Origin of the sequence: Methylotenera sp., from assembly GCF_029945705.1 — a bacterium.
In the GTDB taxonomy this organism is placed as follows: domain Bacteria; phylum Pseudomonadota; class Gammaproteobacteria; order Burkholderiales; family Methylophilaceae; genus Methylotenera.
Genome location: NZ_JAQSDC010000004.1, coordinates 307,714 through 326,333, shown reverse-complemented (window position 1 = coordinate 326,333; position 18,620 = coordinate 307,714). Strand labels below are relative to the sequence as shown.

Annotated in this window: 21 protein-coding genes; 13 read left to right on the top strand and 8 right to left on the bottom strand. The window is 43.1% G+C overall.

Annotation, left to right across the window (positions count from 1 at the left end; genetic code table 11):
• Nucleotides 1-41: 41 nt before the first annotated feature.
• From PSU78_RS02535 to PSU78_RS02525, 3 genes are read right to left on the bottom strand one after another with little or no spacing between them, the layout of a single operon-like run.
• Complete coding sequence (locus PSU78_RS02535; protein ID WP_300383738.1) at nucleotides 42-203, bottom strand: hypothetical protein; 162 nt, start codon at nucleotides 201-203, stop codon at nucleotides 42-44.
• Nucleotides 164-757, bottom strand: coding sequence for a zeta toxin family protein (locus tag PSU78_RS02530; protein ID WP_300383736.1), 594 nt, complete (start codon nucleotides 755-757; stop codon nucleotides 164-166). Before PSU78_RS02530 ends, PSU78_RS02535 begins: the two co-directional genes overlap by 40 nt.
• Nucleotide 758: 1 nt before the next feature.
• Complete coding sequence (locus PSU78_RS02525; RefSeq protein ID WP_300383735.1) at nucleotides 759-2,573, bottom strand: glutamine--tRNA ligase/YqeY domain fusion protein; 1,815 nt, start codon at nucleotides 2,571-2,573, stop codon at nucleotides 759-761.
• Between the two features lie 251 nt (nucleotides 2,574-2,824).
• Here PSU78_RS02525 and PSU78_RS02520 point away from each other — a divergent pair, with 251 nt between their 5' ends.
• From PSU78_RS02520 to PSU78_RS02490, 7 genes are all read left to right on the top strand, one after another.
• Nucleotides 2,825-3,802 (top strand): biotin--[acetyl-CoA-carboxylase] ligase, encoded by a 978-nt coding sequence (locus PSU78_RS02520; protein WP_300383732.1) that lies wholly within the window; start codon nucleotides 2,825-2,827, stop codon nucleotides 3,800-3,802.
• Nucleotides 3,802-4,608, top strand: a complete 807-nt coding sequence (locus PSU78_RS02515; protein ID WP_300383729.1) for a type III pantothenate kinase — start codon at nucleotides 3,802-3,804, stop codon at nucleotides 4,606-4,608. The genes PSU78_RS02520 and PSU78_RS02515 overlap by 1 nt, the downstream gene beginning before the upstream one ends.
• Nucleotides 4,605-5,333: an SPOR domain-containing protein gene (locus tag PSU78_RS02510; protein WP_300383726.1), complete on the top strand. Its 729-nt coding sequence runs from the start codon at nucleotides 4,605-4,607 to the stop codon at nucleotides 5,331-5,333. The genes PSU78_RS02515 and PSU78_RS02510 overlap by 4 nt, the downstream gene beginning before the upstream one ends.
• Before the next feature lie 177 nt (nucleotides 5,334-5,510).
• Entirely contained in the window at nucleotides 5,511-6,311 is an 801-nt protein-coding gene (surE, locus tag PSU78_RS02505; protein ID WP_300383723.1) for a 5'/3'-nucleotidase SurE, read from the top strand.
• Between the two features lie 38 nt (nucleotides 6,312-6,349).
• On the top strand, nucleotides 6,350-6,982 hold the full coding sequence (locus tag PSU78_RS02500) for a protein-L-isoaspartate(D-aspartate) O-methyltransferase (protein WP_300383720.1): 633 nt from the start codon (nucleotides 6,350-6,352) through the stop codon (nucleotides 6,980-6,982).
• 14 nt (nucleotides 6,983-6,996) lie between these two features.
• Nucleotides 6,997-8,073: a peptidoglycan DD-metalloendopeptidase family protein gene (locus tag PSU78_RS02495; protein ID WP_300383717.1), complete on the top strand. Its 1,077-nt coding sequence runs from the start codon at nucleotides 6,997-6,999 to the stop codon at nucleotides 8,071-8,073.
• A gap of 55 nt (nucleotides 8,074-8,128) precedes the next feature.
• Nucleotides 8,129-8,503: a hypothetical protein gene (locus tag PSU78_RS02490; RefSeq protein WP_300383714.1), complete on the top strand. Its 375-nt coding sequence runs from the start codon at nucleotides 8,129-8,131 to the stop codon at nucleotides 8,501-8,503.
• 91 nt (nucleotides 8,504-8,594) lie between these two features.
• Here PSU78_RS02490 and PSU78_RS02485 read toward each other — a convergent pair whose 3' ends face one another.
• From PSU78_RS02485 to PSU78_RS02465, 5 genes are all read right to left on the bottom strand, one after another.
• Nucleotides 8,595-8,966 carry a co-chaperone YbbN gene (locus PSU78_RS02485; protein ID WP_300383711.1) on the bottom strand — a complete coding sequence of 124 codons (372 nt, stop codon included), beginning with the start codon at nucleotides 8,964-8,966 and terminating at the stop codon, nucleotides 8,595-8,597.
• Nucleotides 8,967-9,129: 163 nt separating this feature from the next.
• Nucleotides 9,130-9,732 carry a nitroreductase family protein gene (locus tag PSU78_RS02480; protein WP_300383709.1) on the bottom strand — a complete coding sequence of 201 codons (603 nt, stop codon included), beginning with the start codon at nucleotides 9,730-9,732 and terminating at the stop codon, nucleotides 9,130-9,132.
• 18 nt (nucleotides 9,733-9,750) lie between these two features.
• The gene (locus tag PSU78_RS02475) at nucleotides 9,751-10,830 is read right to left on the bottom strand and encodes an alkene reductase (protein ID WP_300383707.1); all 1,080 of its coding nucleotides are present in this window, start codon (nucleotides 10,828-10,830) and stop codon (nucleotides 9,751-9,753) included.
• A gap of 67 nt (nucleotides 10,831-10,897) precedes the next feature.
• Nucleotides 10,898-11,530, bottom strand: coding sequence for a YceI family protein (locus PSU78_RS02470; protein ID WP_300383705.1), 633 nt, complete (start codon nucleotides 11,528-11,530; stop codon nucleotides 10,898-10,900).
• Between the two features lie 104 nt (nucleotides 11,531-11,634).
• Nucleotides 11,635-12,426: a pirin family protein gene (locus tag PSU78_RS02465; protein ID WP_300383703.1), complete on the bottom strand. Its 792-nt coding sequence runs from the start codon at nucleotides 12,424-12,426 to the stop codon at nucleotides 11,635-11,637.
• Between the two features lie 207 nt (nucleotides 12,427-12,633).
• Between PSU78_RS02465 and PSU78_RS02460 the strand changes: the two genes are divergently transcribed.
• From PSU78_RS02460 to tadA, 6 genes are all read left to right on the top strand, one after another.
• Nucleotides 12,634-13,536 carry a LysR family transcriptional regulator gene (locus tag PSU78_RS02460; RefSeq protein ID WP_300383701.1) on the top strand — a complete coding sequence of 301 codons (903 nt, stop codon included), beginning with the start codon at nucleotides 12,634-12,636 and terminating at the stop codon, nucleotides 13,534-13,536.
• A gap of 135 nt (nucleotides 13,537-13,671) precedes the next feature.
• Entirely contained in the window at nucleotides 13,672-14,127 is a 456-nt protein-coding gene (locus PSU78_RS02455; protein WP_300383699.1) for a phosphate-starvation-inducible PsiE family protein, read from the top strand.
• A gap of 58 nt (nucleotides 14,128-14,185) precedes the next feature.
• On the top strand, nucleotides 14,186-15,094 hold the full coding sequence (locus PSU78_RS02450) for a MoxR family ATPase (protein WP_300383696.1): 909 nt from the start codon (nucleotides 14,186-14,188) through the stop codon (nucleotides 15,092-15,094).
• 21 nt (nucleotides 15,095-15,115) lie between these two features.
• The gene (locus PSU78_RS02445) at nucleotides 15,116-16,099 is read left to right on the top strand and encodes a DUF58 domain-containing protein (RefSeq protein ID WP_300383692.1); all 984 of its coding nucleotides are present in this window, start codon (nucleotides 15,116-15,118) and stop codon (nucleotides 16,097-16,099) included.
• The gene (locus PSU78_RS02440) at nucleotides 16,099-18,114 is read left to right on the top strand and encodes a DUF3488 and transglutaminase-like domain-containing protein (RefSeq protein ID WP_300383689.1); all 2,016 of its coding nucleotides are present in this window, start codon (nucleotides 16,099-16,101) and stop codon (nucleotides 18,112-18,114) included. Before PSU78_RS02445 ends, PSU78_RS02440 begins: the two co-directional genes overlap by 1 nt.
• Complete coding sequence (tadA, locus tag PSU78_RS02435; RefSeq protein WP_300383686.1) at nucleotides 18,111-18,605, top strand: tRNA adenosine(34) deaminase TadA; 495 nt, start codon at nucleotides 18,111-18,113, stop codon at nucleotides 18,603-18,605. The genes PSU78_RS02440 and tadA overlap by 4 nt, the downstream gene beginning before the upstream one ends.
• Nucleotides 18,606-18,620: the final 15 nt, after the last annotated feature.

Here is an 18,620-nt window from a genome sequence, read left to right as displayed (position 1 = left end):
CATGTCAGTTTTCATTACTTCTGCAAAGCATCCCTACACATTTACTTTGCTTTTACTTTTTCAATTGTCGCAGTCGGAACTTTTAAACCAAAAGCATCTGCCATGCGGTTGGCTTGTTTAGATGCTTGAGCCAAAGCGCTACGCAAGATTTTAGAATCAGGTGTTAATGGGGTTGATTGGCTAGTAGATTGATTTTTTTCCATAGTTTTTGGCTCCTAATCACGGTTTGGTTATTAATATACCACGCTATTGCTGTTGCTGTTTTGCCTGTGGAGTTATCAAATACCATCCATTCATCCGCGAGTGGTTGATAGAGTTTAAAAAAATTACTTAAGCTACGATAAAAACGCCGAGTGATGGTTTTTTGTGGAATATCATGCCCACCTAATTTAACTCTATGTCGCACGCGCCGATAGGCAAGCCGCGCATCACTTAAGGTAAAGTAGAAAATAGTCACGCTATAATTTTCAGCTTTGAGCTTTTTCAAAAAAAATGCGAAGGTGCGGCTTGATAATGTGCTTTCAAATGCAAAATCTTCTTTTGCATCGGCTAAATCATGTAGCCGCTTAAGCATGATACGCCCAGCCTCAAAATTGACGGTTTCTGTGTTAAGCCCTGAGAGTCCTCTGGCAATATAGTCTGCATTTACAAATGTACTAATACCAATGGCTTTAAGTATCGGTTCAGCATGAGTCGATTTCCCTGCGCCGTTCGCACCTGCAAAAATGACTACTCGAGGCTTAACAACTGAGTTCATTTTACTTCTGCCAAGCATCCTTCAAAGTCACCGTTCTATTAAACAGTGGCTTACCCGCCACGCTGTCTTTTTTATCTGCCACAAAATAACCATGGCGTTCAAATTGAAAACTATCTTCGGCTTTAGCGTCTTTTAAGCTTGGCTCTAGTTGTGCAGTAATCACTGTGACTGAGTTAGGATTGATGTCGTTTAAGAAATCTCTATCTTGCCCATCTTCTGTTTTACCTTGGCCCGGATGCGCTTCTTTGAACAATCTGTCGTACAGGCGTACTTCACATCGGTAAGCGTGTTGTGCTGAAACCCAGTGGATATTGCCTTTTACTTTGACAGAATCTGAACCCGGTGTGCCTGATTTAGTATCTGGCAAATATTCGCAATGCACTACAGTCACATTGCCTTGCGCATCTTTTTCGCAGCCTGTGCATTTCACTACGTAGCCGTAACGCAAGCGCACCATGCCTTCTGGCGTGAGGCGGAAATAGCCTTTACTTGGCACTTCCATAAAGTCTTCACGCTCAATCCATAGTTCGCGGGTGAGCGGCACTACGCGTTTACCTAGTTCTGGTTTTAATGGATGGTTTGGTGCAAAGCAATCTTCTACTTGTGACTTTCCATCAGAATCCAGTGGATAATTGTCGATGACCAATTTAATAGGGTCTAACACAGCAATACGGCGCTCTGCGTTGATGTTGAGCACTTCGCGCATGCAGTCTTCAAAGGTTGAATAATCAATCCATGAATCTGCTTTGCTCACGCCGATACGGTCAGTAAATAGTTTAAAGCCTTCTGCCACATAGCCACGGCGGCGCGCGCCTGCGAGCGTTGGCAGGCGTGGATCATCCCAGCCGCTCACGTGTTTTTCTTCTACTAATTGGATGAGTTTGCGTTTTGATAGCACCACATAAGTGAGGTTTAAGCGTGCAAACTCATATTGTTTTGGTAGCGGATGCGCTAACAAGCCAGCTTCTGCAAGGCGCTCTAATAACCAATCGTAGAATGGGCGTTGGTCTTCAAACTCTAAGGTACAGATAGAGTGCGTGACTTGTTCTAATGCATCTTCAATGGGGTGCGCAAAAGTGTACATCGGGTAAATACACCATTTGTCGCCCGTATTGTGGTGATGCGCACGACGCACACGGTAAATGGCTGGGTCACGCAGATTGATGTTAGGCGATGCCATGTCAATTTTAGAACGTAAAATCAAGCTGCCATCAGCATGTTTGCCATCGCGCATTTCGCGGAATAACGCAAGATTTTCTACCACTGTACGGTCACGCCACGGTGAGTTTTTACCCGCTTCAGTCAGCGTGCCACGGTTAATACGCATTTCTTCTGCGCTTTGGCTATCGACATAAGCATGGCCGTTTTCAATGAGCGCTTCAGCCGCGCGGTACATAAAGTCAAAATAGTTACTGGCGAAATATAGACTATTCTCTTTATTACCCTCTGGCCATGTTTTTTCCCAGCCAAAACCGAGCCACTTCACTGAATCGGTAATGCTATCAACGTACTCTTGGCTTTCTTTTTCCGGATTGGTGTCATCGAAACGCATGTGGCAAACGCCGTTGTAATCACGCGCTAAGCCAAAATTCAAAAAGATACTTTTGGCATGACCAATGTGCAGATAACCATTTGGCTCGGGCGGAAAACGTGTGCGAATTTTAGCTGGGTCTGGCTGACCCGACGCTTGATGCGCCGCATCGCCAGGGCTGCCAGCCCATTTGCGCGATGCGTAAATGCCTTGTTCAAGGTCTTTATCAACAATTGCTCGAATAAAATTTGAGCCTAAAGGAATGGGGGCTTTTTCTGATGACATGTTTTTAACTTAAGTTTGAAGTCGAAATAATGATGTTCATTTTACACTGTAATTTTTGTCATTCCGACGAAAGTCGGAATCCAGCTACTTAAAATGACGAAAAAAGATACTAGATTACGACTTTAACGTGTGAATAATGCGCTTTAGCGCATATATTACACGGGGATGCCAAGCACTGGTATGTTGGAATGACGCAGTGTATTGATGGAGCCTGTTTGTTGCGCACTAGCGCTATGCTAATATGCAATCAAATGACGAACGAACTCACCTTCCCTATTTTACGACTGCTCACTGATGGCAAATTTCACTCAGGTGAAACGATTGCGCAACAGCTAAAAGTTTCACGCGCGACAGTGTGGAATGCGCTACAGGATGCGGAAAAGCTCGGCATTGAGATTTTCTCAGTGCGCGGACGTGGTTACAAATTACCACAGCCAGTCACGCTGCTAGATGAAAATGCAGTATTAAGTGCAATGGGTTCACAAAGCACTTTACTGAACCTAGAAATTCATGATCATTTAGATTCAACGAATACCTATTTGATGAAAAAGCTAGGCGCGGGGCAAGCGCACGCCAATTGCGTTGCTACCAACTTACAGACTAATGGTCGTGGCAGGCGTGGCCGCACTTGGCAAGCTGGCTTAGGTGCGAGTTTAACTTTTTCACTGTTATGGCGTTTTCAATGTGGCGCAGCAGGTTTGTCTGGCTTGAGCTTAGCCGTTGGGATTGCCTTAATTCGCGCTCTGCGTCACTTTGGCGTGATGCAAGCACAGCTCAAATGGCCAAATGACGTACTGATTGGCCGCGAAAAATTAGCAGGCATCTTGATTGAATTACAAGGTGATATGGAAGGCCCAAGCGCGGCTGTAATAGGTGTGGGTATTAACCTAAACTTACCAAGCAAGCTCAAACAACAGATAGATCAGCCCGTTACGGATTTAGTGAGTGTGATGCAAACACCGATTAACCCTAACGCGCTACTTGGCGAATTGCTGAAACATCTAACCGATATTCTCAGTACCTTTGAACAGCGCGGCTTTACTAGCGTGCGCGATGAATGGACTAGCTATCATGCATATCATCAGCAAGCAGTGAGAATGCTGCACCCCGATGGTCACGAAACCACAGGTATCGTGGTGAACGTGGCGGAAGATGGCAATTTATTAGTGAGCACCGCTGTGGGTGAACAACGCTTTTCATCGGGCGAGATTAGTTTACGGGCTTCATAATGGATTACTTATTAGCGATAGATGCTGGCAACACCCGCGTTAAATGGGGCTTATTTGACGCAAATGGCACGTTATTAAACAACGGCGCTTGCCTGAACACTGAAATTGCACGTGCGGTTCTGCCAAACTCATCACGCATCATCGTTTCAAACGTGGCTGGTGAGTACATCAGGAAACAGCTTGAAAATATACTGCCGACGGACATCCCTACTCTCTGGATAACAGCAAAAGCCAGTGAACGCCATGTTAACAATCACTATGATCAGCCAGAAAAACTTGGCACTGACCGTTGGGCAGCACTAGTTGCCGCTTGGCATATTAAACACGCTTCCTGTGTGGTGGTAAATGCTGGCACCGCAGTGACTATAGATGCATTAACGAGCAGCCATGAGCAAGGCGAGTTTATCGGCGGAATGATTTTGCCTGGCATCGATTTAATGCAGCAAAGTTTAGGTCTAGCAACTGCGCAATTACCCAACATTCAAACAGAACTATCAAAGACTGACGCCGCCAATCAATATCAAGATATTTTTGCCAAAAATACGGCTGACGCCATGCGCACAGGTGCGATTAATGCGGCTTGTGGTGCAATCAAGCAAATGCATTCTGCACTTGCAGCACTTACCGCAGAAGATAAACAAGCGCCCTATATTTTCATTAGCGGTGGCAACGCGCAACTCATCAAAGATAATCTTTTGAGTGACGTGACAAACCTTGCATTAATCGTAGATAATTTGGTCTTACGCGGTTTGCATCTGATAGACAATTTTGCGCCTGAAAACTTTACGAAGAGTGAAAAGCAATGAAAAAGTTGGTTTGGTTATTAGTATTGATTAACGTAGGTTTACTGGTCTATTTTAATAAAGACGTTATTTTGCCTAGCGCGCCAAAGGCGGCATTGCTCGCCATACACCCTGAAAAAATCAGCATTGTGAACCAACAACAGATTGATGCCCTGCCGAAAAAAGGCACTCAAGCTACTGTGCCACCCACAGAGCCTATTACGCCACCTACCGAAGATACTACAGCCACAGTAAACGCCACCCCAGCGCCTGAACCAACACCAACTAAGACAGCGTGCTATGAATGGGGGGTGTTTTCAGCTACCAATTTGACTGGTGCGCAAGCCGCAGTATCTAAGCTATCGCTACAACCCGTCGTTAAAGAGCAATCACCATTAGATTCGAAACGTTTTTGGGTATATAAAGCGCCACTTAAATCAGTTGAAGCGGCACAAGCTAAAGCGCTAGAATTGAAAGCGCTGGGCATTCAAGACTTATACATTGTGCAAGAGCCTAGATGGAAAAATGCCATCTCATTTGGTGTTTTTGAAGATGAACAACTTGCTACTAATTTACTCAATGAGCTGAAAGCCAAAGGCGTTAAAGAGGTAGTGAAAGCCTTACGCAACCAAGGTAAGGGGCACGCAAGTTTGCAATTTAACAAACTGACAGACACTGAAGTAATTGAGCTTAAGAAGCTTAAACCTGAGTTTCCTGAGGCTGATCTTAAAGAAGTGGCTTGTAGCTAGCCCTTTAGGACTGAGGTTTAGCTAAAAGCTCTGCTTAAAAAAGTAAGCTAATCCTCAGTTACTCAATACTTTTCCAGCATTTTCCCTTTTCGAGCATTTTTTAGCGTCGCCGCGTACTAAACAGCGCGTCTTACACTATAATTTGCATATGAAAACTCTTTTAGCAACAAGCTACGTATGAAAATACTACTTTCCAATGACGATGGTTATTTTGCACCAGGCCTAAATATTTTAGCTGAGCACATTGCCAAAATTGCCGACATCACAGTAGTTGCCCCCGAGCGAAATAGAAGTGGCGCGAGTAACTCACTCACATTAGATAGGCCATTAAGCGTTAGAAAAGCTGCAAACGGCTTCTTTTATGTCAATGGCACACCAACAGATTGCGTTCATATCGCCTTGACTGGCTTGATGGATACCATGCCAGACATGGTGATTAGCGGCATTAATGATGGCGCGAACATGGGCGACGATACGATTTATTCTGGTACGGTTGCTGCGGCGATGGAGGGCTATTTACTTGGTATTCCATCAATTGCAATTTCAATGTCTCAACACAATTCCACTAACTTCGAAACCGCAGCAAGAGTAGCTGTAGAGCTGGTACAACATTACCAAAAAGTCGGCTTTAAATCAGCTACATTACTAAATGTTAACGTACCAGACATTCCATATAGCGAGCTACAAGGTCGCGTAGTGACGCGTTTGGGTAAGCGCCACAAAGCCGAACCCGTCATCAAACTCCAAAGCCCACGTAATGAAACCGTATATTGGGTAGGTGCTGCTGGTCAACCAAATGACGGCGGTGAAGGCACGGATTTTTACGCAGTCGCGCATAACAAAGTTTCACTATCACCGATTCAAGTAGATTTAACCAACCACTCACAACTCGCCGAAATCAAAGGCTGGCTTGACCTTGAAACAAATAGTCTTGATATGAATGGTTCTAAAAAAAGCAGCGCAGGAAAAAACCAATAGTGGCACTCGTAAGACCGTCAACCCAGTCAGGCATAGGCATGACATCGTTACGCACGCGTGACCGCATGCTAGCGCGCTTACGTGAGCAAGGCATTAAGGATGAAGTAGTGCTTTCAGCCATTGGCGGCATTCCACGACATATTTTTGTAGATGAAGCCCTGTCAATTCGCGCGTATGAAGACGTTTCACTGCCCATAGGCTTTGGCCAAACAATTTCACAGCCTTATATCGTGGCACGCATGTCTGAGATTTTACGTAATGGCAAACCAATGGATAAAGTACTAGAAATTGGCACTGGCTGCGGATATCAAACTGCAGTATTGTCCAAACTTGCTAAAGAAGTCTACTCCGTTGAGCGGATTCGCCCTTTGGTAATGAAAGCGCGTGGGCATCTGCGTGAACTCAAATGTGTGAACGTAAAATTAGGTCATGCTGATGGCAATATAGGCATTACAGAATATGCGCCATTTGACGGCATTATCGTCACTGCCGCGGCCAGCCATATACCGCAAGATTTATTAGATCAACTTGGTGTGGGTGGCCGTTTGGTGATTCCAGTGGGCACCGATGAGCAAATTTTATATCTTGTAGAGCGACACACTCAAAAAGATTACCGTCACACAAAACTTGAACCAGTTAAATTTGTGCCGCTACTTGGGGGCACTTTATAATCATGCGGATAACCATGCCTATCACGATGTGCAACGCTTCAAATTTAGTCATATTTGCACTCCTTGTAGGTTGTAGCAGCACCCCTCCAGCACCAGTGATTGACCGCTTGCCAACAAGTAAGCCAAGCGTAACTAATACTGGGATTAGTGCAAAAAAAACAAATAGACCCACTTATAAAGCTGGCGATTGGCGACCTGACGCTTACATCGTAAAAAAAGGTGACACGCTTTTTAGCATCGGCCTTGAGTATGGTTATTACTATAAAGATATTGCTCAAGTGAATAATATTAGTGCGCCTTACAATATCAATGTTGGGCAGACACTCAAATTTAATGCATTAAAAGACAAATCAATCACTGCTGAAATAAAGCCAGTACCAACGACTAATAGTGATGGCGTTGAAATTACCCCGATCAATACAGATAACAGTGCTAGCGTTACTACAACGTCAAGCGTTGCTACTAAAGCGCCAACCATAGTCGCCATTACTGAGCCTAAAGCCATACGTGAGCCTTACAGTGATGAAGCGCTGAAAAAGCCTTTGCCCGTAGCTAAAGTAGTTGAAAAAACTACGGAGAAAACCACTGAAAAAAATACAGAGAAACCTGCTGATAAACCTGTAACAATAGCTCCAACCACTAAGCCAGCAGTCGCTTCAACATCAGACAGCAAGCCAGATGCCAAACCAAATACTGAAATAAAACCAAGCACTGATTTAAATGAAGATATTGATTGGGCATGGCCAACCAAAGGCAAAGTCGTTGCAAACTTTAATGAGGCGAGCAATAAAGGGCTTGATATCGCTGGCAGCACGGGTCAGGCAATTACTGCCGCCGCCGCTGGCAAGGTCATTTATAGCGGCTCTGATTTGCGTGGTTATGGCAAATTAGTCATCATTAAACATAATGCCAATTATTTATCAGTTTACGCACACAACAGCCTGATACTGGTTAAAGAAGGCCAACAAGTGAGCCGTGGTCAGAAAATTGCCGAAATGGGTAATACGGATAGCAATTCGGTAAAGTTACATTTTGAGATTCGCCGCCAAGGTAAGTCGGTAGATCCAAGTAAGTATCTGACTGCTAATTAAACATTTATTTAGCTAAAATATAGACTGATAAGCTTTAAATATTAAGGAATGCGATATGGCCAAGCAGAAACCAAACGAGAAGATAGATCCCAATAAATATCTCAAAAATAAGGATATTGAACCTGAAAGCAAGCTAGGCGTTTTGGCTGCAATGGGGCGCATGGGCTTGATGTTGCTTGGTATTGTGGGCATTGCTATGGAGTTTTTCAGTGATGATGGTGTACTGAAGAAAATACTCGGTAAATTATTTGAATCCACCACCAGCATGATGATGATTCCTGTGATTATTTTTGTGTTGTGGATGCTTAATCGCTGGATGAGCTCAGCTAGTAAATCTGAAACTAAGAAAAGTGGTGATGTACCAATGTATGTGATGATGCTCATTGGCGCATATTATCTGTTCAGATTAATCACGACAGGTTCGTTTTAAAGCATAGAAAATCTCTCCTTGCAAAACGTCAAACAATAAAAAAGCGGCTCATCGCCGCTTTTTTATTTTGTTCAAACTTTATAGTTTATCACTAGTTAGCTTTTTGTGCTTCTTGTGCGTAATAAGCACGTACTTCTGTCATATCAAAATCACGCGCCCACTGAATAATGGCATCTAAGGCTGGCGCACCAATTTCACCCACTTGCGCATGAATGCCAGCTTGTTCGCGAATCACTAAAACACCTGGAATTTGATTTACTTCAAAGTACTCACCAATTTCTGGGTCTGTTTCAGTATTAACCATACCAAAAACAATATCAGGGTTTTTTGCAGCGGCTGCTTCAAATGTTGGCGTAAACGCTAGACATGGATCGCACCATGGTGCCCAAAAATCAACAATAATAAAACTATTGTTTTCGATTGTTTCTTTAAAATTTTCTTTGTTGAGTGCAACAACCGCCATAACTAGATCCTAAATTTAATTGATTAATTTGATGATTTAAGTAACTTGTAAATAATTTGTAACTAACACACTAGATTTTAGCAGACCTAGCAGGTTTAGTTAAGCCCAGCCTAGTTAACTAAACCCGTAATATTATTAATCAGATATTTAAAGTTAAGCTACTCTATTTGTTAATCGATTGACCCCAACTATTAGCGAAAAACAACTCATTCAATGGGCGACGTGAGCGTGCAGCGGTTTCGCGTGCTAATGCTTCGCCAGTGACTGTTGCAATATCTGCCGCAAAACCAACGCAAACCATCGCCATCGGCGTAAATTGCGCTGGAATACTGAATTTATCACGCGTTAGATCTACGTTAAAACCGCCCATTTGATGCGCCATCAAACCCATACTTGAAGCTTGTAGACATAGGTTTTCGGCAGCTGCACCTGTGTCGTATTGCGCCCAACGATTAGGCTGCTGATTATGATTAAACAAGCTATCCGCACATACTAAAAACAACACAGAGGAATCCTTCACCCAAGACTGGTTACTTGGTGCCAAGCAGTCAAACGCCTGTTGCCACGATTGAGCATCTGCGTTTTTGTCCCACACGACAAAGCGCCATGGTTGATCTCCAAAGCATGATGGCGCCCAGCGAGCCGCTTCCAGCAAGGCTGTAATCTGCTCGGCACTCACTGATTTTGCAGCATCATAGGCACGACCGCTCCAGCGGTTAGCTAGGGTTTCATCAATGTTGACTTGGGTGATTGCTGGATTGTGCATGAGGGTTTTGACTCCAAATTAGGCGTTTAAGAAAGGATAATCAGTGTAACCTTTTTCGCTTCCACCATAAAAAGTTTTTGAATCCGCTTCATTGAGGGCAGCATCCGCTTTATAACGTTGCACTAAATCAGGATTAGCGATAAATGGCACACCAAAAGCAATCGCATCGGCGTGACCGCTAGCAATTGCAGCGTTACCACGTACCTTGTCATAGCCTAGATTAGCGACATAAGCACCTTTGAAGTGCTTACGTAACGCATCAAAATCAAATGGGTCAGCGATTCCACCACCATGAATACCACCCTCAACCGCATGTAGGTATGCAAGGTTAAATTGATTCAGCTCATCAACAACATAGTTAAACAACGCTTGCGGATTGCTATCATGCATATCATTAAAAGGGTTCACTGGTGAGATACGAATACCAACTTTATCTGAACCTGCCACTGCAACAACAGCTTTAGTGACCTCCAACAACAATCGAGCTCGATTCTCGAAACTGCCGCCATAATTATCAGTACGTTTATTCGAACCATCGCGTAAAAACTGGTCTAGTAAGTAGCCATTGGCAGCATGAATTTCTACGCCATCAAAACCCGCAGCTAATGAATATTTAGTCGCGTGTACAAAATCTGCAACAATTCCTGAAAGCTCACTGACTTCTAGTGCGCGCGGCTCTACATAATCCACCAAACCCTTATAAGTAAAGGCTTTACCTTCTGGTTTTATGGCTGATGGTGCAACAGGAAGCGCGCCATTCGGCAATAAACTGGGATGCGAGATTCGACCCACATGCCATAATTGCAAAATAATTTTTCCACCTTTGGCATGCACTGCATCAGTAACCTTTAGCCAGCCTGCAACTTGTGCATCGGTATAGATGCCTGGTAAAGCTGGGTAGCCGTGCGCCATAGTCGATATAGGCGTAGCTTCTGTAATGATTAAACCTGCTGTCGCACGTTGCTCATAATATGCTGCGTTAATTGCTTGCGGTACGCCACCCTCACCAGCTCTGTTACGCGTCAGCGGTGCCATTACCATTCTATTTTTAAGTGCAATTGAACCCAAACTGACAGGACTAAATAAATCTAATGCCATATATTTCTCCATGTTATTGCTGTGAATTTACGATATAAATTACGAAAAGGATATTAGTGAATAATGATTATTTGATGACAATTTCAGCAGGTTGTTTAACGCCCTCTATTAATAAGGTGACCTCAATGTCGTCGCCTACTGGTGCGCCTACTTTGCTTGCCCAACTAAATCCATAATCAGATGCCTTAATTAAAGTATGAGCTTCAATACCTATTCGGTATCCACCCCACGGGTCTGAACCAAAGCCTAACACTTTAAATGGAAAAGATATTTCTTTAGTAACACCGTGCATAGTAAAGTTTCCAGTCAATACTCCTTCGGTGTTAACTGTTACAGATGAGTTGCTTGCAGTGACTATTTTGCTGACACTTGTACTGACAAAAGTCATCTGATTAAATTTAGCAGCATCTAAATACGCTTCTTTTTTGATATTCTCGTCCCGTTTAGCATGGCTAGAATTAACACTTAATACATTTATTTTCGCCATAACCGATGAGTTGGCTAAATTTGTTGAATCGATGATTAACTTGCCAGTAACGTCGCTAAAAGTACCGGATGTTTTAGATGCCACATGGCGAATCGTCCAGTTTGCAAAACTATGGGTATTGTCGATGCGGTAGGTATCAGGATCGGCCATGGCCAAACTAGAGAGCATCATGGACGTGAGTAATATCGATATTCTTAAGATATATTTTTTCATGCACTCGTCACTCAATTAAGCTTCAGTAGGTTAACAAGGTTAGAAAGTTATTTTAACTTTACCATTTCAACCAAAATAGACAAGTCGTAACTTGCCTAGGTTCACTACTGCTGCATAATATCGACTGAATGATGAATGGGCAGATCAAACAAAAGTATTTCTGATGGTGACAAGGCTTTAAATGCAAGCTCTTTTGAACCGTCTGCCATCAGTGCATCACCTGCTGATAAATGCTGTCCGCAAACTTCAACCTCACCACTGGCAATCTGAATATAAAGACTTCTATGAGATGGCAGCATGTAATCTAACAATTCATTCTCGGTCAGTAATGTGGCGAAAAGTGAAATGTCTTGGTTAATTTTAAGCGAATTCTCGCGGCCATCTTGCGAGACTAATAAGCACCAACGATTTTTCTTTTGAGCTTGGGTAAAATGTTGATCTTTATAGCTGGGTTCTAATAACTTGCGTTCTGGAAATATCCAAATTTGTAATAAATGTACAGAGTCGGTGTCTGAGGCATTTATTTCACTATGCATAACGCCAGTACCGGCTGTCATGCACTGCACATCACCCGCTTTAATCACAGCAGTATTGCCAAGGCTATCCGTATGTCGCAACTCACCTTGAAGCATATAGGTAATAATTTCCATGTTTTTATGTGGGTGCATACCAAAACCCTGCCCCGCCTCAAAAACATCTTCATTAATCACACGCAATACTGAGTAATGCATATACGCAGGATCGTAATAACCAGTAAATGAAAATGAGTGATAACTTTCTAACCAACCCTGATGAACATAGCCTCGATCAGAAGATTTTCTTAACTTAGTGTTATTTGGGCTCGGTTTCAAAATATTTCTTTCACGAATTTTGATGTCTTTAATTCTAGCTATCACTTATTTTTAATTATTTGACTAAAAAAATACCAAATAAAATCCATACAAAGCTCACAAAGAAGCCATATAAGAGCATACTATTTTTGTACAACCACTATATGTGAGTTGCCTTTTGCCTAATAGTGGATATTTTTGGATATTTAATTCAAAATATTTGATGTAAATATAGCTTTTCAACTATTAGATTCAACTACTATAATGATTGCCATGACTATTAAAATATCTTTAGAATCTTTGGAAGTACTAGACGCAATTGCAAGCAAGGGAAGTTTTGCTGCTGCAGCTGAGTCATTATTCCGAGTACCCTCTGCTATTACCTATACCGTGCGAAAGTTAGAACAGGATTTAGGAGTCGCAATATTTAACCGAAGTGGGCATCGAGCTGAGTTAACAGAAGCTGGCGCAGAGCTTCTACGTGAAGGCCGTTATTTACTTAACGCTGCAAGCGAACTCGAATCTCATGTAAAGCTTGTTGCCAGTGGGGTAGAAACTGAACTTACTATCGCCATTAGCGAGCTATTTACGCTTGATGCACTATATAAAATCATCAATGAGTTCTACTCAGAAAACTTTGGGACGCGACTTAAAGTAATACGAGAGGTCTACGGTGGAAGCTGGGATGCTTTGGTATCTGGTCGAGCAGCGATTTCGTTGGGCGCGCCAGGGGAAGGTCCACACGCAGGAAGTTATACAACTAAAGCTATCGGCGTTTTGGAGTTTCATTATGCAGTTGCTGTCAATCATCCCTTGGCGCAAATAGCAGAGCCATTACAAAACATTGACCTCAAACAATATCGAGCCGTTTCTGCCTCAGATAGCTCACGCAGCTTAGAGCCCAAAACCTCAGGCATTATTACAGGGCAGGAAGTGCTATCAGTGCCAGACATGCAAGCTAAGCTGCAAGCACAGCTTGCAGGCTTAGGCACAGGATACTTGCCTAAAAGAATGGCTGAAAAACATGTAGCCACTGGCGAATTAGTCATAAAAGCGGTTGCTGAGCCTAAACCAAAAGTGACAAGCTACCTTGCTTGGCATAATAAAGGTGGGAAAGCACAACAATGGCTAATTGAAAAACTAAAGCAACTGACGCTTGATGAGTTACTCATGTAAGAATTAGTGACCAAACTGACTTTTTAAGTTGCTTAGTTTGGTCATGTCTTGAATATAACTTAGATTGAGCTTGATTGATGTTTTTAATAAATCTATGGCATATAATTAATTTGCATGTATCTAAAATGATAAGCCATGTCACAAGACCAACTACCTGAAGAATTCGCTCCCCTCAATAGAATGGCGATTAGAGCCATGCTTTGGCTTAACGGTTTCGCACATATTATCATCGGCTTGGCGCTTGCCACATCCGTCATCATGTTCACTTGGTTATTCTTTAATGACGTTAAAGAAGCCGCATATGCTCATAACCTAGTCCATGGTTTTTTACATGCATTAGGCACACTCATGTTGTTATGGTCTATTTCGGCACTTATTTCAGCAGAAATCCGCTATTTAAATGGTAGTAAATTAGTCGTAGAAACCTTTATTGAAGTGGTATTGGTATTGTTTTTACGTAAATTAATCGTGATGCCAGTACAAGACGCAACGCCAACTTTTGCAGAAGTGGGTATGTGGGCTGGCGGGGCTTTTATGATGGGCGTGCTTTACGTACTGATTCGCTGGAGTCAAAAACAACCATCTGCCTAAGCTTTAATTTAGCTTTATCTGTATCATCATGTTTTAAATTCGTTTTTGAATTACACACATGAAAAAAATCACAGATGCCATCATTGCCAAAACCAGCGAAGTCATTTTAGGCAAAGAACAGCAAATTAAACTCGCCCTAGCCTGCATCTTAGCTAAAGGGCATTTACTCATAGAAGATCTGCCAGGCATGGGTAAAACCACCTTAGCGCACACGTTGGCGCAGGTGCTGGGCTTACAATTTCAGCGCGTACAATTTACTAGTGATTTACTACCTGCCGACGTGCTAGGTGTTTCTGTGTACGATAGAAACACGGCTAATTTTAAATTTCACCCTGGCCCAATATTTACTAATGTTTTACTAGCCGATGAAATTAATCGTGCAACCCCAAAAACGCAAAGCGCATTACTTGAAGTGATGGAAGAAGCTCAAGTGACGATAGACGCAGTCACTTATACCCTACCCCAACCATTTTTTGTGATTGCTACGCAAAACCCGAGCTCACAAATCGGCACTTTTGCATTACCAGAATCTCAACTAGACCGTTTTTTGATGCGCATTACCATTAACTACCCTGATGCAGCTTCTGAACGCAAACTATTACAAAGCAATGGCGGTCGAGAGCAACTGGCAAAACTAAGCCCAGTGATTGATGCTCAACAATTACAAATGCTACAAAGTGCTTGTCATGACATTCATGTGTCGGATGCCTTGCTGGATTACTTGCAAGCCATATTGAAATACACACGCCAATCTGCACAGTTCAATGCAGGGCTATCACCTCGTGCAGGTTTGAGCTTAAAACAATGCGCACAAGCATGGGCAATGCTGGATGGCCGCGACCATGTCATTCCAGAGGATATTCAAAGTATCTTACCTAGCGTGGCGGGCCACCGATTGGTGAGCAATAGCACATTGACAGGTAGCGTAGACAATATCGCCCAGCTGCTCAAATCTGTCGCTGTTTAAGCTTTTAAGTACGCATTTAATATGGCAAAAGGCTTAAACCTTTCGAGTAACTCCAGTCTTAAACCAGACTTCAGACTCAGCTCGCCAAAAACTTGGTTTCGCACTGCAATCGCCATAGATTCAACCACTACGTTAAGCCGCAGACATATTTACATATTGCCGACCAGATTTGGTTGGCTGTTCGGCGTGTTGTTAATAGGACTACTCACAGGCTCCATCAACTATTCCATTAGCTTAGGTTTTGCCATAACGTTTTTATTGGCTGGATTAGGTTTAATTACCATGCTGTATACTTGGCGTAATTTAGCTAATCTAAAAATTGAAGCAAAGCGCGCAACTCCTGTATTTGCAGGTGAGCAAGCAATATTTGAATTAAACGTTATTGATGAAAGTAATCGCGCCCGCTATAGTATTTTTGCAATGTTCGCAGATCAAGAACCTGACATTCAAGATGTTCCAGCACTTGGTGAAAGTAAATTTAGATTATCTTTAAGCAGCCAAAAGCGCGGCTGGTTAAAAGCACCTCGCATTACTTTTAGCACTGAGTTTCCTGTGTCACTCTTCCATGTTTGGGCATACGCTGAAACGGAAAATCAATGTCTGATATATCCAAATCCCAGTTTACGCAGTCAAATACTACCAAGTGCAGATTCCGATGGCGCCACTGGGCAATTATTAACCACACAAGGTGATGATGATTTTGCTGGGCATCGCAATTACCAGTTTGGCGACTCACCTAAGCGTGTTGATTGGAAAGCATCTTCTCGTGAACAAGGCTTACTAGTTAAACAGTTTCAGGGTGAGGCTAGCTCTACTTTATGGTTAGACTTTAATGCAACGACTGGCAACAATATTGAATTACGCATCAGCCAACTCACGCGCTGGGTGGTAGATGCAGATGCGCAACACTTGAAATACGGCCTACGTTTACCGCAACTCAGTATTCAACCAAGTAGTGGTGATACCCATTACCACCAATGTTTAACCGCACTGGCGTTAATGTAATGGCAAGTCAAACAGGCACACAAACTCACATCAGCATGCACGCCATTATTTGGCTGCTGCTCTCATTAAGTATCACCTTCACGCTGTATGCCTTTAACCTAGAAAACTGGGTGCCTGCATGTTTTATAGTATTTGCCATTTGGCGCTATTTAATTGAAAAGAATAATTGGTTATACCCATCACTTTGGCTGCGTTTACCGCTAACGCTTGCTGGTGGACTAGCCGTATTGCTTACGTATGGCTCATTATTTGGGCGCGATGCAAGTGTTGGTTTGCTGGCAGTGATGATTTCAATGAAGCTTCTGGAAACCAGAACAAAACGCGACTTTATTGTGATGGTCGTATTAAGTTACTTCCTCACGGTTAACATTTTACTTTTCACACAGGCAATCTGGGTTTTTCTCGCTGTATTGCTTGCATTAACAGGGCTTACCGCTTGTCTAATTAGCGTGAGCCATCAAAACAAAAAAATAATCCCCAGCCCGCAAATATGGAAGGTTCAAGCAAAGCTAGCCGCTAAATTACTATTGCAAGCTACGCCTATCATGTTGGTATTGTTTGTGCTTTTTCCGCGCATTCCAGGCCCAATTTGGGGCATTCCACAAGATAGTTATAGCGGCATGACTGGACTATCAGATAGCATGGAACCTGGCAACATCAGCCAACTGAGCTTATCCAGTAAAATCGCTTTCCGTGTAGAGTTCAAATCTGCGATTCCAGCAAATAACCAACTCTACTGGCGTGGCCCTGTGTTGTGGCATCAAGAAGGTCGGCGCTGGCAAATGACTAGCGACAGCATTCCATTACCAATAGAAACTTTAGAAACTTCAGGTGTAGCCACCGATTACACCATCACGCTAGAGCCGCATAACCGCAATTGGCTGTTAATGCTCGACCTGCCAGAAATAGCAGCAAGCGCATTGCCTGCTGAAGCACGCATTAAACATGATATGCAGGTGCTTTCCAAAGAGCCTATTCGCACGCGTATACGCTATCAAGGGCACTCATATTTGCATTACAAATTGGGTGCTCAGTTAAGTGAGCGTGAACGCACGCTGGCTTTGCAATTAATAGAAGACGAAAATCCTAAAACCCGACAACTTGCTGCCAAATGGGTCAGCGAGAAAAAATCTCCAACGGCAATTGTAGAGGCCGCACTCAAGATGTTTCGTGAGCAAGAATTTATTTACACGCTTGCACCGCCAAGATTAGGCAAAGAACCCGTTGATGACTTTTTATTCAATACCAAACGTGGTTTTTGCGAGCATTATGCCAGTAGCTTTGTTTATTTGATGCGGGCTGCGGGTGTGCCTGCACGTATCGTAACAGGCTACCAAGGCGGTGAAATCAATCCAAATGGCAACTACCTTATTATTCGCCAATCTGACGCTCATGCTTGGGCAGAAATCTGGCTGCAAGGCAATGGCTGGGTACGCATAGACCCAACTTCAGCGGTCTCTCCAGACCGTATAGAAATGGGCATCGGAGCCGCGCTACCAGATTCCAACTTGCTACCACTGCTCTCTCGCCAAGATTATCCAATGTTGAAACATCTTTATATGAATTGGGATGCAGTGAATAACGGCTGGAATCAATGGGTGCTAGGCTACGACCAAGCTAAACAACTCGCGCTACTCAAAAAATTGATCAACAAAGATATTGCATGGGAAGACATAGGCTTACTATTAGTCGTGACGATGATTGCCTTGATGCTTTTTGTCAGCTATTTATTGCTGAGTAATAAAGGCATTGCATTAAGCCCAACGAACAGAATCTATCAACAATTTTTAAAGAAACTAGCTAAAGCTGGCGTGCCTAAACTAAGGCATGAAGGCGCCATTAATTTTGGTCACCGCGCAGCCAAAGCCTTACCCAACCAAGCCATTGAAATACTAGAAATATCAGCGCTATACTCTTCAATGCAATATGCTAAACATCAAGCGAGTAGCGAGAAAACAAATAAAGAAACACTCAGCATACTCAAGCAATTAGTTAAAAACCTAAAAATAAAATGACCGAAAACACAATCAATATAGACCAACAAGCCACTGACGAGCGTTATATGCAACTTGCTTTAGCGCTTGCATCAGAAGCAGCTGTCGCAGGTGAAGTGCCTGTAGGGGCAATTGTTGTGAAAGATGGCGTGGTGATTGGTCGTGGTGGCAACTCGCCGATTGATACGCACGACCCGACAGCGCATGCAGAAATCGCAGCCTTACGTGATGCCGCCAAAAATGTAGGTAATTATCGCCTAGTTGGTTGCTCACTTTATGTAACATTAGAGCCATGCGCCATGTGTACTGGGGCAATACAACATGCGCGAATCGCTAGGTTAATCTATGGTGCGAGTGACGCTAAAACAGGCGCTTGTGGTAGCGTGGTTAACTTAATGGCAGAGCCAAAGTTGAATCATCACACCGAAGTCATTAGTGGCGTGCTTGCTACTGAATGTGGCGCGATATTGAGTGAATTCTTTAAACAACGGCGCCTTAAAAATAAGCAATAAAAAACCCGCATTTTG